At 64.5% G+C, this 13989-nt stretch carries 13 protein-coding genes; 3 read left to right on the top strand and 10 right to left on the bottom strand.

What is annotated here, in order from left to right; all coding sequences use genetic code 11:
- Positions 1 to 8: 8 nt before the first annotated feature.
- From ACFSUD_RS07210 to guaA, 8 genes are all read right to left on the bottom strand, one after another.
- Entirely contained in the window at positions 9 to 977 is a 969-nt protein-coding gene (locus ACFSUD_RS07210) for an alpha/beta fold hydrolase (protein ID WP_386372871.1), read from the bottom strand.
- A gap of 1 nt (position 978) precedes the next feature.
- Positions 979 to 1896 (bottom strand): homoserine O-acetyltransferase MetA, encoded by a 918-nt coding sequence (metA, locus tag ACFSUD_RS07205; RefSeq protein WP_386372869.1) that lies wholly within the window; start codon positions 1894 to 1896, stop codon positions 979 to 981.
- Between the two features lie 87 nt (positions 1897 to 1983).
- Positions 1984 to 2838, bottom strand: a complete 855-nt coding sequence (locus ACFSUD_RS07200; RefSeq protein ID WP_386372867.1) for an ATPase — start codon at positions 2836 to 2838, stop codon at positions 1984 to 1986.
- 38 nt (positions 2839 to 2876) lie between these two features.
- On the bottom strand, positions 2877 to 3782 hold the full coding sequence (locus ACFSUD_RS07195) for a DMT family transporter (protein WP_386372865.1): 906 nt from the start codon (positions 3780 to 3782) through the stop codon (positions 2877 to 2879).
- 122 nt (positions 3783 to 3904) lie between these two features.
- Positions 3905 to 5041, bottom strand: a complete 1137-nt coding sequence (locus ACFSUD_RS07190; protein WP_386372863.1) for an OmpP1/FadL family transporter — start codon at positions 5039 to 5041, stop codon at positions 3905 to 3907.
- Positions 5042 to 5162: 121 nt separating this feature from the next.
- Entirely contained in the window at positions 5163 to 6011 is an 849-nt protein-coding gene (locus ACFSUD_RS07185; protein ID WP_386373020.1) for a DMT family transporter, read from the bottom strand.
- A 26-nt stretch (positions 6012 to 6037) separates the two neighbouring features.
- The gene (locus ACFSUD_RS07180) at positions 6038 to 6322 is read right to left on the bottom strand and encodes a putative quinol monooxygenase (RefSeq protein ID WP_386372861.1); all 285 of its coding nucleotides are present in this window, start codon (positions 6320 to 6322) and stop codon (positions 6038 to 6040) included.
- Positions 6319 to 7890, bottom strand: a complete 1572-nt coding sequence (gene guaA, locus ACFSUD_RS07175) for a glutamine-hydrolyzing GMP synthase (RefSeq protein ID WP_386372859.1) — start codon at positions 7888 to 7890, stop codon at positions 6319 to 6321. The genes ACFSUD_RS07180 and guaA overlap by 4 nt, the downstream gene beginning before the upstream one ends.
- Positions 7891 to 8090: 200 nt before the next feature.
- Here guaA and ACFSUD_RS07170 point away from each other — a divergent pair, with 200 nt between their 5' ends.
- The gene (locus ACFSUD_RS07170; protein ID WP_386372857.1) at positions 8091 to 9629 is read left to right on the top strand and encodes a trimethylamine methyltransferase family protein; all 1539 of its coding nucleotides are present in this window, start codon (positions 8091 to 8093) and stop codon (positions 9627 to 9629) included.
- Here the strand turns inward: ACFSUD_RS07170 and ACFSUD_RS07165 are convergent.
- Positions 9622 to 9954: a DUF6477 family protein gene (locus ACFSUD_RS07165; RefSeq protein ID WP_386372855.1), complete on the bottom strand. Its 333-nt coding sequence runs from the start codon at positions 9952 to 9954 to the stop codon at positions 9622 to 9624. The two genes, ACFSUD_RS07170 and ACFSUD_RS07165, sit on opposite strands and share 8 nt — an antisense overlap.
- Positions 9955 to 10190: 236 nt before the next feature.
- Here ACFSUD_RS07165 and ACFSUD_RS07160 point away from each other — a divergent pair, with 236 nt between their 5' ends.
- The gene (locus ACFSUD_RS07160; RefSeq protein WP_449343061.1) at positions 10191 to 11318 is read left to right on the top strand and encodes a DUF6456 domain-containing protein; all 1128 of its coding nucleotides are present in this window, start codon (positions 10191 to 10193) and stop codon (positions 11316 to 11318) included.
- Between the two features lie 58 nt (positions 11319 to 11376).
- On the opposite strand, the gene ACFSUD_RS07155 is transcribed toward ACFSUD_RS07160, so the two are convergent.
- Complete coding sequence (locus ACFSUD_RS07155) at positions 11377 to 12861, bottom strand: catalase (RefSeq protein WP_386373016.1); 1485 nt, start codon at positions 12859 to 12861, stop codon at positions 11377 to 11379.
- A 110-nt stretch (positions 12862 to 12971) separates the two neighbouring features.
- On the opposite strand from ACFSUD_RS07155, the gene ACFSUD_RS07150 reads away from it, so the two are divergent.
- Positions 12972 to 13889: a hydrogen peroxide-inducible genes activator gene (locus tag ACFSUD_RS07150; protein ID WP_386372853.1), complete on the top strand. Its 918-nt coding sequence runs from the start codon at positions 12972 to 12974 to the stop codon at positions 13887 to 13889.
- The last annotated feature ends 100 nt before the right edge of the window (positions 13890 to 13989 follow it).

The raw sequence follows: 13989 nt of genomic DNA, 5'->3' as shown, positions 1-13989 counted from the left end.
ATGGGTGGTCAGGGCCGGGGACGCAAACCCGCATCCCGCGCGGCGCGGTCGATCGCGTCGATGACGCTTTGCGGGTTGGCGTGATGGGGCATGTGTCCGATGCCGGGCAGGCGGGTGAGCCGGGCCTGGGGGATGTCCTTGAGCAAGGGTTCGCTGTGGATCTGCAGCGGCACGATCGTGTCGGCGCTGCCATGGACCAGCTCGACGGGCATCTTCAGGCGATGATAATCCTGCGACATTTCCACGATATGCGGACGCAGGGAGGTGACCTGCTGGGCATTGGCGCGGGTGCTGGTGCGGCGCAGGGTCAGGCCGGTGCCGATATGCGCCTCATAGCCTGCGGGCGCGCTTTGCGGGGCGAAGATCGCCTCGATGCTGGATTCCACCGCGCGTTTCGGGGCGAAGGCGGTGATCATCGGGATCACCAGCGCCGAGCCGAGGGTCGAGCCGGTGAGCTTGTAGAGCCAGCCGAGCCCGCCGGGCCAGGGTTTGGACACGGCGGCGAGCAGCACCAGCGCGGCGGTCTCCTCGGGACGCGTCAGCCCCCAGGCCAGCGCCACGGCACCGCCGTAGGAATGGCCGAGCACGATCGGGTTCTTCACACCGAGCTGGTCGGCGGCGCGTTGCAGCAGCGCGGCCTGTTCGCGTGGCGGTTCGGCAGTCTTGCGCCAGGCACCGGCATAGGCGGGCAGGCGCGCGGTCCAGCCGAGGCCGGGCCGGTCGAGCAGGGTGACCCGGTAATGCGGGCTTAGCCGCTGCGCCAGATCGAAGGTGAAATCCCGCAGATTGCCGCTGGCGCCGTGGATCATCACGAGGTCAGGACCGCTGCCGAGCACCCGCGCATGGACCTGCACGCCATCCACATCGACCATCTGGCCGCTCGGCGGCGCTGCCGCCTCAGCCAGGGATTCCCGTGTGGCGGCGCGCCATTGAACCAGGGCGATCACGCCCAGCAGGACCAGCAGCGCGAGGATCATCCTAGACGCCAATGTCGTTCAGATCATAGGGCGTGCTCTGGTAAATCTCGTTGATCCAGTTGCCATAGAGCAGATGGGCATGGCTGCGCCAGCGGTTGAGCGGCGGGTTGGCCGGATCGTCATCGGGGTAGTAATTGCGCGGGATTGTCGTCGGGACACCGGCGGCGGTGTCGCGGTCATATTCCTGTTTCAGCGTATCGCGGTCATATTCGAAATGATTGAAGATATAGAGCGCACGATGGCCCGGATCCTCGACCAGACAGGGACCGACCTCGTCGCTGCCGAGCAGCGTGACGAGACCCGGGGCGGCATCGACCTCGGCCTGTTTCATTTCGGTCCAGCGCGACACCGGCACCACGCAATCATCGGAGAAGCCCCGCAGATAGGGTGAATTCGGCTTGAGATTGCGGTGCCGGAAACAGCCGAAGGCCTTCTCGGGCAGGATATGCTTCTGCACGCCGTGGAAATGGTTGATCATCGCCATGCCGCCCCAGCACACGCCGAAGGTCGATTGCACGTTGCTCTGTGTCCAGTCCATCACCTGGCGCAGCTCGTCCCAATAGGTGACCTGATCAAAGTCGAGATGCTCGATCGGCGCGCCGGTGATGATCAGCCCGTCGAATTTCTCCTCGCGGACCTCCTCGAAGGGGCGATAGAAACTCTCCATATGCTCCGCGGCGGTGTTGCGGGTCTGGTGTTCGGACATGCGCACGAGGCTAAGTTCGATCTGCAGCGGCGTGGCACCGATCAGCCGGGCGAACTGGTTCTCGGTCTGCACCTTCTTGGGCATCAGGTTGAGCAGGGCGATGCGCAGCGGGCGGATATCCTGCCGGCCCGCCTGATCCTCGTCCATCACCATCACGCCTTCGCGCGTAAGCACGTCATAGGCGGGCAGGGTGGCGGGGATCTTGATGGGCATTGTCAGCTCCTTGCTTGCGGCAGTTAATTAGTTGGCCGGCCCGCCACTGCCAAGGGGGCGGCAATCACGGGACGGTGTATGCGGATCTCAGCCGCCGAGACATCCGGCGATGAGATCAGTGAAATCCTGTTCGGAGCGCAGGGAGGCGACCTGATCGGCGCTGACCGTCACCCCCCATTTGCTCATCGCCTCATAGCGCGGCTGGCGATGCGCCAGCGCCTGGGCATAGGTCCAGCGGATGAAGCTGTCAGGATCAACGTCCTGCTCTGAAACATTGTTTTCGTTCAGATATTCCTGCCAAACCCTCGCGAGGAATTCAGGTTGATAGGCCATTGGTTTGGGGGCGCGATCGAAGCGGCGGATCAGCTCTTCTGTATGGGCCTCATCGCCCCTGATCCAGACCAGCAGCGCTTCCTCGCTCAACGTGTTCAGCAGCGCATCGTCGGGATCTTCGGGATCGACCCATTCGCAGATCGACCCGCCCGTGTCGCAGATGAAATGCGGGTAGCCATAGAGGCTTTCGGCGCGGTTGGCGAAATGGCCGGTATCGCGCAGGGCGGCGATCTCGGCGCGCCGAAACGCTTCCTGACGCTCGGCATATTGCGCCATCGCCATGCCGCCCCTGGCCGGATTGCCGGGCTTGCCGAGCCAGGTGGCCACCGGAGAGAGATTGTCGAAAGTGATGTTGGAGCCGATATAGATCGAGTCGCTGAGCAGCAGGTCGCGCAGGAACGGCACTTTCATCGCCTCGGCCTTGGCGTTGTCGGCGATGATTTCGCCGAGGTAGCGGGTGCCGATGCGGTAATCGATCGAATAGTGAAACCAGTCGCCGGATTGGCGCAGCAGGCTCGACAGATGGGTCTTGCCCAGCCCCGACATGCCGAAAACGAGGATCTTGCGCCGGGGCGCGGCGCGCCACTCGGCCGCGGAGGAATAGAGCATGGGTCAGGTCCGTTGCAAAAGGTTTGATCCTGACTAGCTCAACCGCGCAGCAGACGCCAGATGCGCCCGTCGAGCACCAGCAGCCCGAGCGCGAGAATGACAAATCCGACATAGGCGGCCGGGCGCAGCTGCTCGCCAAGCACCAGACTGCCGAGCAGCATCGCCACCGGGGCCACCAGCAGCGTAACCAGCATCAGGTTGCCGCTGCCGATCATGCCGAGCACCCGGTAATAGAGCAGATAGGCCAGCGCCGTGGCCGCCAAGGCGTAATAGGCAATGGCTGCAAGCGTCACCGGCTCCAACGTCAGGGTGGCCGGACCTTCGACGATACGGGCCAGGGGAAGCATAATCAGGCTCGAACCGGTCAGCATTCCGGCGGCGGCAAGCTGCGGCGGCTGGCCCGCCAGCATCCGCCGCGCCCAGACACCGGCAAAGGCATAGGAGAGCGCGCCACCCAGCACCGCGAGCTGCGCCAGCGAGCGCAGGTCAAGATCGCGCAGGTTGTCCAGTCCGATCGCCGTGGCGACCCCGGCAAAACCCAGCAGCACGCCGCAGGCCTTGCGCGGGCTCAGCCGCTCGTCCGACAGCAGCAGCGCCGCCACCAGCACGCCGAAAATCGCGGTCGCGGCATTGAGGATCGAGGTCAGACCGCTTTCGATATGAAGCTGCCCCCAGGCCATCAGACCGAAGGGAATGGCGTTGTTGAGCAGGCCCATCACCAGGAAGGCGCCCCAGATTTTCGGATCGCGCGGCAGCGGCAGACGCAGGGCGAGCACTGCGATCCAGAGTACCAGCATCGCCCAGAACACCCGATGCGCGACCGAGGTGAGCGGTCCGATCTCGTCAAGTGCGACGCGCACCGCGAGGAAGGAACCGCCCCAAAGCAGGGCGAGCAGGAGCATTTCTCCCCAGGCGCGGGCGGGTATGTTGTCATGTCCGTTCATGTCTATCGATCTAGCCGCCGCTGCAGGGCGCTGCGACCCGTTTCATGCGCAAGCCAGTCGTGCAGCACGAAAAAACCCGCCGCGGGGGGCGGCGGGTTCGGCGTTTCGGATATTCCCCGGGATCAGAAATTGTAGCTGATCTTGAAACCGACGGAGACCGCGGAATTGTCCTCGAAATCCGCACGGGCCGTCCCGGCGGTCTGCGGCTGCGCATCGCCGAGCTCGGTATAGCGTACACCGCCGCTGAGCTTGACCTGATCGGTCATCTTGTAGCTGCCGCCGAGCGAAACCCAGCGCGCGCCGTTGGTCGGTGCCAGCGGCGAGACGAGATCGTCCTCGCCCTTGGTTTGATAGCCGACCGCCAGCGAACCCGAAAAACGGTCGGTGAAGCGGTGACCGATGCCGATCTCGATATCGGTCGAATTCTCGATATCTGTGAGGCTGGAGCCGGAATTAGCCGGATCGACCTGGGAATCGAAGAAGGCGGGCGAGACGATGACATCCTCGTGGCGTGCATAGCGGATCGAGCCGAAGAGCAGCGTGTCCTGCGCGATCCCGGTCTGGAAATCGAGGTTGAGGCTCTCGGGCGCCGTGACTTCAGTCTCGCTGCCCGGATTGACTACAAAGCCGCCGACTGTCTCCACGGTTGGAAGGTCATGATCGATCTTAGAATTGTAGGTCAGCGCCACGCGCAGGGCGATTTCGGGACGCTCATAGGCAGCACCGACGATATAGCCGACTGCGCCATCGCTGCCGAACGCACCGTTATAGCCATTGAGTCCCCCATAGGCATTGCCACCGAGGGTTACGTCGGCCTCGATCTCCTGATAGCGCAGACCGCCATGCATGCTCCAGTTATCGTCGAACTTGTAGCGTCCCAGCGCCGTGATCGCGAAACTGTCGACGATCGCGGAGGTGCCGCCGAGCGCCGTTACCGCAGGATTGCCGGGATAGGTGATGTCCGAGCCATAGGGCTCGTCGACGATCAGTGCCATGGAGACACGTTCGTTGAACTGATACTTGAGCCCGGCCCCAAGCACGCCAAAACTGTCGGCGACATCGCCGATCGTATTGGTGGTAAGCGTGCTGCCGTTCTCCACGCCGTCAACGCTCGGATCGACATGGCCATAGCTCAGCTCGAAGAGATTGCCGGTCTCGAACAGCACGCCGATCTTCTGGCCCGAGCGGTCAAGCCCCCCGGCGGCGACCGTGCTGGCGCTCCCCATGAGCGCGGCGATGGCGATAAGATTCCTGGTCATTTGTTTGCTCCTCCCCGAAGCGTCAATCAGTACACCCTTTACGGGTATTGTTATTGCAACCCATGAATTGATTAAAGACGGATTCAGTCAAGCGCTGACGCAGGGACAGAAAGTGATGACCTCACGTCACAGTTTCGCGCGGCGCGCGACGGGTCTCCGACCAGAGGTTGAGATAGATACCGGTGAAGATGATCGCCGCCCCGACGAAGACCAGCGGATCGAGCAGCTCCCCATAGAGCAGCATGCCGAGCATCGCGATCACCGGAAGGCGCACGAAGTCGAAGGGCACCACCACCGTCGCGGGGGCGATGGCAAGCGCGTTGGTCAGGCAGAAATGCGCCAGCAGCCCGGCCAGCCCGACAAGGATCAGATAGGGCGCATGCACCAGTGTCGGCGCGGCGATGACACCGTCGTAACCGGCGGCGATCAGTCCGAAAAGCAGTTGCAGCCCCGTAAGATAGAGCAGGATGCAGGCGATCGGCTGGCTGCGGGTCAGGCGCTTGGTGAAGATCGTGGTGAGCGCGAAAAAGACGGCCGAGCCTGCCGCGGCGACGATACCGGGCGTCAGCCCGGCCATGTCCGGGCGTGCGACGATCAGGATGCCGACGAACCCCATCAGCGCGGCCAAGGCGCGCATCCGCGTCAGCCGTTCGCCCAGCAACAGCGGCGAGAGCACGATGACCCAGAGCGGGGAGGTGAATTCCAGCGCGAAGACCTGCGCCAGCGGAATCACCGTGACCGCGAAGAACCACAGGTTCTGGCCGGTGAAATGGGCGAGGTTGCGCACCACCTGAAGGCCGAGATCGCGCCGGTTGATCTGCTGCCAGCGCCTGTTCAGGGTCAGCAGTCCGGCGACGATCAACAGCCCGACGGCGCTGCGGTAGGTCATGATTTCGAACGTGTCGAAATGGGCGCCAAGCTCGCGTCCGGCAATCGCCATGATCGAGAAGGAGGCGATCGAGCCGCTCATCCAGATCCCGGCGCGCAGGACCGGGCTCACGGCAGCCCCGTGATTTCGTAATCCCGCGTGATACCTGCACTGATTAGCGCCCAGTCGGAAGCCGCACTGCGTTTCTGATGCGCCGCGAAGGCCGCCGGGTCGGCGAATCGTTCCGCCACCGTGAAGGTCCGCGGGTCATCCCCGCGCAGCACCTCGAATGCCAGGCAGCCCGGCTCCGTTCGGGTGAGCGCCACATGGGCGGGCAGCGCCTCGGCAATGCGCTGCGCCTGTTCGGCATCCTCGCAGATCAGATGGCCGGTGAGGGTGACCTCCCGGCTCATTCCCACTCGATGGTGCCCGGAGGCTTCGAGGTGATGTCATAGGTCACCCGGTTGATCCCCGGCACCTCATTGATGATCCGCGTCGCGGTTTCGCCTAGGAAATCATGGGTGAACGGGTAGTAATCTGCGGTCATGCCGTCCACAGAGGTCACCGCGCGCAGGGCGCAGGCAAAGTCATAGGTCCGCCCGTCGCCCATCACCCCGACCGTGCGCACCGGCAGGATCGCGACGAAAGCCTGCCAGATCTCGTCATAGAGATTATGGCGGCGGATCTGGTCGATATAGACCGCATCCGCTTCGCGCAGGATGTCGAGCTTCTCGCGGGTGATCTCGCCGGGGCAGCGGATCGCCAGACCGGGGCCGGGGAAGGGATGGCGGCCGATGAAACTCGGCGGCAGGCCGAGCTCACGACCGAGCTCGCGGACCTCGTCCTTGAACAGCTCGCGCAGCGGCTCGACCAGTTTCAGGCCCATCTTCTCGGGCAGGCCGCCGACATTGTGATGGCTCTTGATCGTGACCGACGGGCCGCCGGAGAAGGAAACGCTTTCGATCACATCGGGATAGAGCGTGCCCTGCGCGAGGAAGGTCGCATCGCCAACCTCCTTGGCGTGTTTCTGGAACACGTCGATGAAGAGCTTGCCGATAATCTTGCGCTTGGTCTCGGGATCGCTCACACCGTCGAGCGCGCCAAGGAACAGCTCCTGCTCGTCGGCATGGATCAGCGGCATGTTGTAATGGTCGCGGAACATCTTCACGACCTCTTCGGCCTCGCCCTTGCGCAGCAAGCCGTGATCGACGAAGACGCAGGTAAGCTGGTCGCCGATCGCCTCATGGATCAACACCGCCGCGACGGAGGAATCAACGCCGCCCGACAGGCCGCAGATCACCTTCTGGTCGCCCACCTGCTCGCGGATCGCGGCAATCGCCTCCTCGCGGTAGGCGCTCATGGTCCAGTCGCCCTTGAACCCGGCGAGACGCACGAAATTCTCGTAGAGCCGCGCGCCATTGGGCGTGTGGTGCACTTCGGGGTGGAACTGCACCGCGTAGAAATGCCGGGATGGGTCGCCGGTGATGGCGAAGGGCGCGTTGGGCGAGGTCCCGAAGACCTCGAAGCCCGGTGCGATCTTGCTGACGTGATCGCCGTGGCTCATCCAGACCTGCTCGCGATCGGTGGCGAACCAGCCTTCCAGCAGGTCGAGCTCCTGACCGGTCGGGGTGACGAAGGCGCGGCCGAATTCGGCGGTGCCGTGACCGCGTTCCACATGACCGCCGAGACAATGCATCATCACCTGCTGGCCATAACAGATGCCGAGGATCGGTACGCCGAGCTCGAAGACAGATTGCGGCGGCATTGGCGCACCTTCGGAAAAGACCGAGGAGGGGCCGCCGGAAAATATCACCGCCTTGGGCGCGAATTCCTTCAGAAAGTCGTCGGTGACGCTGTTGAAGGGATGGATCTCGCAGAAGACGTTGAGCTCGCGCAGGCGCCGCGCGATCAGCTGCGTGACCTGGCTGCCGAAATCGATGATCAGCAGGCGGTCATGGGTATCTTGGATGATGTCTGTCATGGCGACTGATTAGGCGGGCTTGGGAGCGGAGGCAAGGGTGGATGGCCGTGCCCCGTGGGGGCCGGAGCATTTATTTGGCGGCCACATGCGGCCTCAGAGGCGGCCATGTCGCTTTTTGCCCTGCCTCGCCGTTATCCGCGCCAGCCTCCGGCGACGGATGCGCTAGGCACGGGCAAAACTTACTGCTGGAAGGACAGGACATGGCGGAATCAGCAAGACGGGCACGGGGCGGCGGTGGCGCGGCCCGGCGGGCGCAGCGCAGCGCGGTCTCCTTCGAGACCGCCCGCTTCATCGAGCGCAACATTCCCAATTTCGAAGTGCTGACCGAGGAGGCGCTGGAGATCATCGAGCATAACGCCGAGACGGTGCTCGAGGAGATCGGGGTGAACTTCCCCGACAATCCCGGCGCGCTGCAGCGCTGGCGCGATGCCGGGGCCGACCTGCAGGGCGAGCGCGTGCGCATTCCCCGCGGTCTGGCCCGCAAGCTCTGCGAAACCGCGCCGTCGAGCTTCACCCAGCATGCCCGCAACCCGGCCCGCAATGTCGAGGTCGGCGGACGCAACCTTGTGCTGGCCCCGGTCTATGGCCCGCCCTTCGTGCGCGACGCCGCCGGTGGGCGGCGCTATGCGACGATGGCGGATTTCAACAAATTCGTGAAACTCGCCTATATGTCGAAATGGCTGCATCACTCGGGCGGCACGGTCTGCGAGCCGACCGACATTCCGGTGAACAAGCGCCATCTCGACATGCTGCATGCGCATATGACATTGAGCGACAAGCCGTTCATGGGGTCGGTAACCGAACCCAGCCGCGCGCAGGATTCAGTTGATATGTGCGGCGTGCTGTTCGGTGAAGATTTCGTGCAGCAGAACACGGTGATGACCTCGCTGATCAACATCAACTCGCCGATGACCTTCGACGACGTGATGATGGGCGCGCTCGAGGTCTATGCCAGCAACAACCAGGCCTGCATCATTTCGCCCTTCATCGTCGGCGGTGCCATGGCGCCGGTGTCGGTGGCCGGGACGCTGACCCAGGTGCTGGCCGAAACGCTGGCAGGCATTGCCTACAGCCAGCTGGTGCGCAAGGGCGCGCCGGTGATCATGGGGGCCTTCGTGACCTCCATCGACATGAACAGCGGCGCGCCGACCTTCGGCACGCCGGAGGCCGCGCATATCACCTATGGCGCGGGGCAGCTGGCACGGCGGCTCAATCTGCCCTATCGCTCGGCCGGATCGTTCTGCGGTTCGAAACTGCCCGATGCGCAGGCGGCCTATGAGACGTCGAACTCCCTCAACATGGGGCTGCTGGCAGGGGTCAACTTCATGCTGCATGCCTGCGGCTGGCTCGAAGGCGGGCTGGTCAGCTCCTTCGAGAAATTCGTCATGGATGCGGATCAGCTCGGTACGCTGCATCACCTCGCCAGGGGGGTCGAGATCGACGAGAACGCCCAGGCGATGGATGCGATCCGCGAGGTCGGGCCGGGCGGTCACTATCTCGGCTGCGCCCATACGCAGGCCAATTTCAAATCGGCCTTCTGGAAGTCGGATCTGCTGGATTACAAGCCCTTCGAAACCTGGGCCGACGAGGGCGCGCGCGATACCCAGGCGCTGGCCACGGCCCGGGTCGAGAAGCTGCTCGGCGATTACCAGCAGCCGGAGATGGACCCCGGCATTCGCGAGGCGTTGGACGCCTTCGTTGCGCAGCGCAAGGCCGCCGAGCCCGACAGTTTCATGTGAGGCTGGTGCGCCGCTCCGCGCCTTGGCGCGGTGCGGCCTCCCCCCGGCTGGCCCGCAACAGGCGTGCCTCACCGACGAGCGCGATCAACGCATCGAGGTGACGCGCGAGACTGTACCCGGCATCGCCCTGCAGGCGCCGGGATTCCTGCGCCGCCTCGATCTCCATCAACTTCACCAGCGCGACACCCGGCCGGGGGGCCTCCAGCAGCCCGAGCAGGCGGGGCAGGTGCACGGCGCGGCGATATTCCTGCACCCCGATCCGCGCAGCGCGCATCAACAGGGCCGGGCGGTGACGTTGCTGCAGCATCGAGATCAGGTCTTGCATGGTATCATCCCTTCGGTGGAAGCGGCGTGAATCGCCGGGTGCAGCGGGATGTTTGCACAAGTGAAACGGGTGTTGCGTGGCTGCGGTTTCGGTCGCACGGCGGCTTTCTGCTCCGTTTACCCTTTATCAACAATGCTTACCGGACGGCCTGATTTTAACATTCAGGTAACCAATGCATCCATAAGTTGAGTGGGTATTCTGTGAACAACATCAAAGAAAAAGGGAGCGCCGGCAGCATGACCGCTATGCCCTCCGAGACCTGTTTTTCCGCCCCCCTGCCGCGCGTCCTGCCGTCCTGGGTGCCGCGTGGGGCGAAGCATTATCTGGCACATACCGAGGATGGTGAGGCGATCCGGGCGCTGGCGCGCGACGCGGGCTGTCATGCGTCAACGATCCTGCGCCAGATCCGCCGGATCGAGATGCGTCGGGATGACCCGCTGGTCGATGCCGCGCTCTGCTCGCTGGGGCTCAGCAAGCGCGGGACTATACGCCGACAATCGGCCGACCCGGCACAACGCAAACCGATCGCGATGGGGCCGGTCACGCCGCTGCCGGATGACGCCACGCTCTGGCGCGAGTCCCTGCGGGTGCTGCGGCGGCTCTGCGAAAGCGGCGCGGTGCTGGCGGTGGCGGCGGAGATGGAGAAGGCGGTTGTGGTCCGCGATGCCGCACGCGGCGGCGGCACCCGCACGGCCGTTGTCGACCGGGCCGTCGCGCAGGCGATGGCGCTGAAAGACTGGATCGCCAGCAGCGGCAGCGGGCGGATCATCCGCTATCAGATCACCAGCGCCGGGCGTGCCGCTCTGGCGCAGATGCTGGAAAAGGACTGTGCCCTCGCAGCCGAGCTCGACGAGCCTCCGGGGTCAGGCGAAGGCGCGCTCGACCTGCCGGATCAGGCGGAAAGCGGAGGGGGCCGCCGCCAGCGTTACAGCCTGGGTGACAGCCCGCTGACGGTCTTGGCCCGGCGTCGGGAGAAAGGCGGCGCGCCCTTCCTCTCCGCCGCGCTGGTACATGCGGGAGAGCGGTTGCGCGAGGATTTCGAACTGGGCCAGACGGGGCCGCGGGTGACGCAGGACTGGGATCGTTTCCTGAGCGGCGCGGCAAAGGGCCGCGCCGGTCCCGCGAGCGGGCCGGACGCGGCATCACAGGCGCGTGCCCGGGTGGCCGCGGCGCTGGCGGAGCTGGGGCCGGGGCTCTCGGACGTGGTGCTGCGCTGCTGTTGTTATCTCGAGGGGCTGGAAGCGGCGGAAAAGCGGCTCGGCTGGTCGGCGCGCTCGGGCAAGATCGTGCTGAGGATCGCGCTGATGCGGCTGAAACGTCACTATGACGAGACTGTCGGACCGGGCGGTCCGCTCATCGGCTAGCTGTTCGATCCGGCGCGGCGACCTGCACCACGCCGGATTGATCCGCTCTTTCGACGGTTTATTCGGCGACCTTCGTGGGGGTTTCGTCGGTCACCGAGATCGCCACCGCGTCCTTTTCGACCGCATTGCGCACACCTGCCGCGTAGTCGGGATGCACCTTTTCCAGCACCGCATACCAGCGTTCCTTGACGCTGTCCGAACAAGGCGCCATCGCCCCGGCCATATTCGCATGCAGCCGGTCGCGTTGCGCCTGATCCATCACTTCGAGATAAAGCGCTCGGGGCTGAACGTAGTCGGCATCGGCTTCGTCCTGGCGATAGCGGTCGGCATCGCCATGGATCCGCAGCGGCGGTTCCATCACCGACGGGTCGGGCCGGGCGCTTTCCTCGTATTGGTTGGGCTCGTAATAGGCATCGGGATGACCGGTGAGCTGCGGGAAGAAGCGCATGCTGCCGTCCTTGTGATAATGATGCAGTCTGGCGGCGCGCGGCGCGTTGGCGGGCAGCGCCTCGTAATGCGTGCCAAGCCGGTAGCGATGCGCGTCCGCATAGGAAAACACCCGCGCCTGCAGCATCTTGTCGGGGGAGAAACCGATGCCGGGGATCTTGTTGGAAGGCGAATAGGCCGCGTTCTCGATCATCTGGAAGTAATTGTCGGGATTCCTGTTGAACTCCAGCATGCCGACCGGGATCAGCGGGTAATCCCCATGCGGCCAGACCTTGGTGAGATCGAACGGGTTGAAGCCGCAGGTCTCGGCATCGGCTTCGGGCATCACCTGGATGTTGAGCTCCCATTTGGGGAATTGACCGCCTTCGATGGCGTTGAAGAGATCTTCCTGGAAGCTTTCGCGGGTCTGGCCGATCAGCCTTTCGGCCTCCTCATTGGTGCGGTTGCGGATCTCCTGCTGGCAGCGGAAATGGAACTTCACCCAATGCCGCTCACCCTTGGCGTTCCACATCGAATAGGTGTGGCTGCCGTACCCGTGCATATGCATCGGGTTTACCGGAATGCCGCGGTCGGACATGAGGATCGTCACCTGATGCACGGATTCGGGCTGCGCCGCCCAGAAATCGAACATCGCCTCGGGCGAGCGCAGATTGGTGCGCGGGTGACGTTTCTGAGTGCGGATGAAATCGGGAAACTTGTAGGCGTCGCGCACGAAGAAGATCGGGGTGTTGTTGCCGACCACGTCCCAATTGCCCTCCTCGGTATAGAATTTGATCGAGAAGCCGCGCACGTCGCGCTCGCTGTCGGCGGCGCCGAGCTCGCCTGCCACGGTGGACCAGCGGCTGAGGATGTCACAGCTGTTGCCGACCTTGGAGAAGATCGCGGCGCAGGTATAGTCGCTGATGTCATGGGTGACGGTGAAGGTGCCCTCGGCGCCCCAGCCCTTGGCATGGACGGCGCGCTCGGGGATGCGCTCGCGGTTCTGGTGGGCCAGCTTTTCGATCAGCTGGTAATCCTGCATCAGCAGCGGACCGCGCGCCCCGGCGGTTTCGGAGGTTTCGTTGGTCGGCATCGGCGCGCCGGCACTGGTGGTCATGCGTTTGGTCACGATCGTCTCCTTCGGGCTTTGATTTCTCAAGGGCAATGTCGCAGGTCGCGATGATAATTTCCAATTGCAGTTTTTGCGATTTGCGATAATCAAAAGCTATGAACTTCACGCTCCGACAACTCGGCTATTTCAAGGCGCTCGCCGATACCGGCAATTTCGGCCGCGCCGCCATTGCCTGCAACATCTCGCAGCCGGCGCTTTCGGTGCAGATCCGAAGCCTTGAAACAGCGCTTGGCGGGCGGCTGATCGAGCGGCAATCGCGGGCCGCGCTGCTGACGCCGCTGGGGCGGCAGATCCTGTCCCAGGCGGAGGATATTCTCGACCGGGCGAAACAGCTCGATGCCACGGCGCGGATGCAGATCGGGCTGGCCGGGACGCTGGCGCTGGGGCTGATCCCGACGATCGCGCCCTATCTGTTGCCCGGCGCGCTGGCGCTGCTGCGCGGGCAGGACATTTCGCTGCGTGTCGAGGTGCGCGAGGCGCAGACCGATCAATTGCTGACCGCGCTTGGCGAGGGAAGTCTCGATGCGGCCGTGATGGCACTGCCGAGTGGCGCCGACGGTCTGAGCGAGACGCCGCTGTTCGAGGATCGTTTCCTGCTGGCCGGGTCGCGCGAGCGCATGGCCGCTGGCAATGTCACGCGGCCAACCGATCTCGACCGGACGCCGCTGATGCTGCTGGAGGATGGTCATTGCCTGACCGATCAGGCGCTGGAGGTCTGTCAGCGCGACCGCACGCAGGCCGGGATCAATACCGGTGCGTCCTCGCTGGCGACGCTCTCGCGGCTGGTCGAGGCCGGGTTCGGGATGACGCTGATGCCCGAGATCGCCGCGCGGACCGAGACCGATGCCGCGCCCGGCCTGCGCCTGCGACGCTTCCGCGTGCCCGAACCGGCCCGGTTGATCGGGTTGGTCTGCAGGGCCAGTACCCCGAAGGACGGCTGGCACGGTGCGTTGGCCGCCGTGCTGCGCGATGCCGGTCTTCAGGAACAGCGCGCCTTCACCGGGGCGGGCTGAGGCAGGGCGGCGCAGAGGCGCAGGCGGCGCAAGAAAAAGCCCCCGCATCGGCAGATGCGAGGGGCCTGTCCAATCGTCAGAAATGCAACTTGTCAGAAAT

Source organism: Sulfitobacter aestuarii (genome assembly GCF_042685005.1).
Classification (GTDB): Bacteria; Pseudomonadota; Alphaproteobacteria; order Rhodobacterales; family Rhodobacteraceae; genus Sulfitobacter; species Sulfitobacter aestuarii.
The sequence above is the reverse complement of the archived record's forward strand: the minus strand, read 5'-3'. Positions and strand labels throughout refer to the sequence as shown.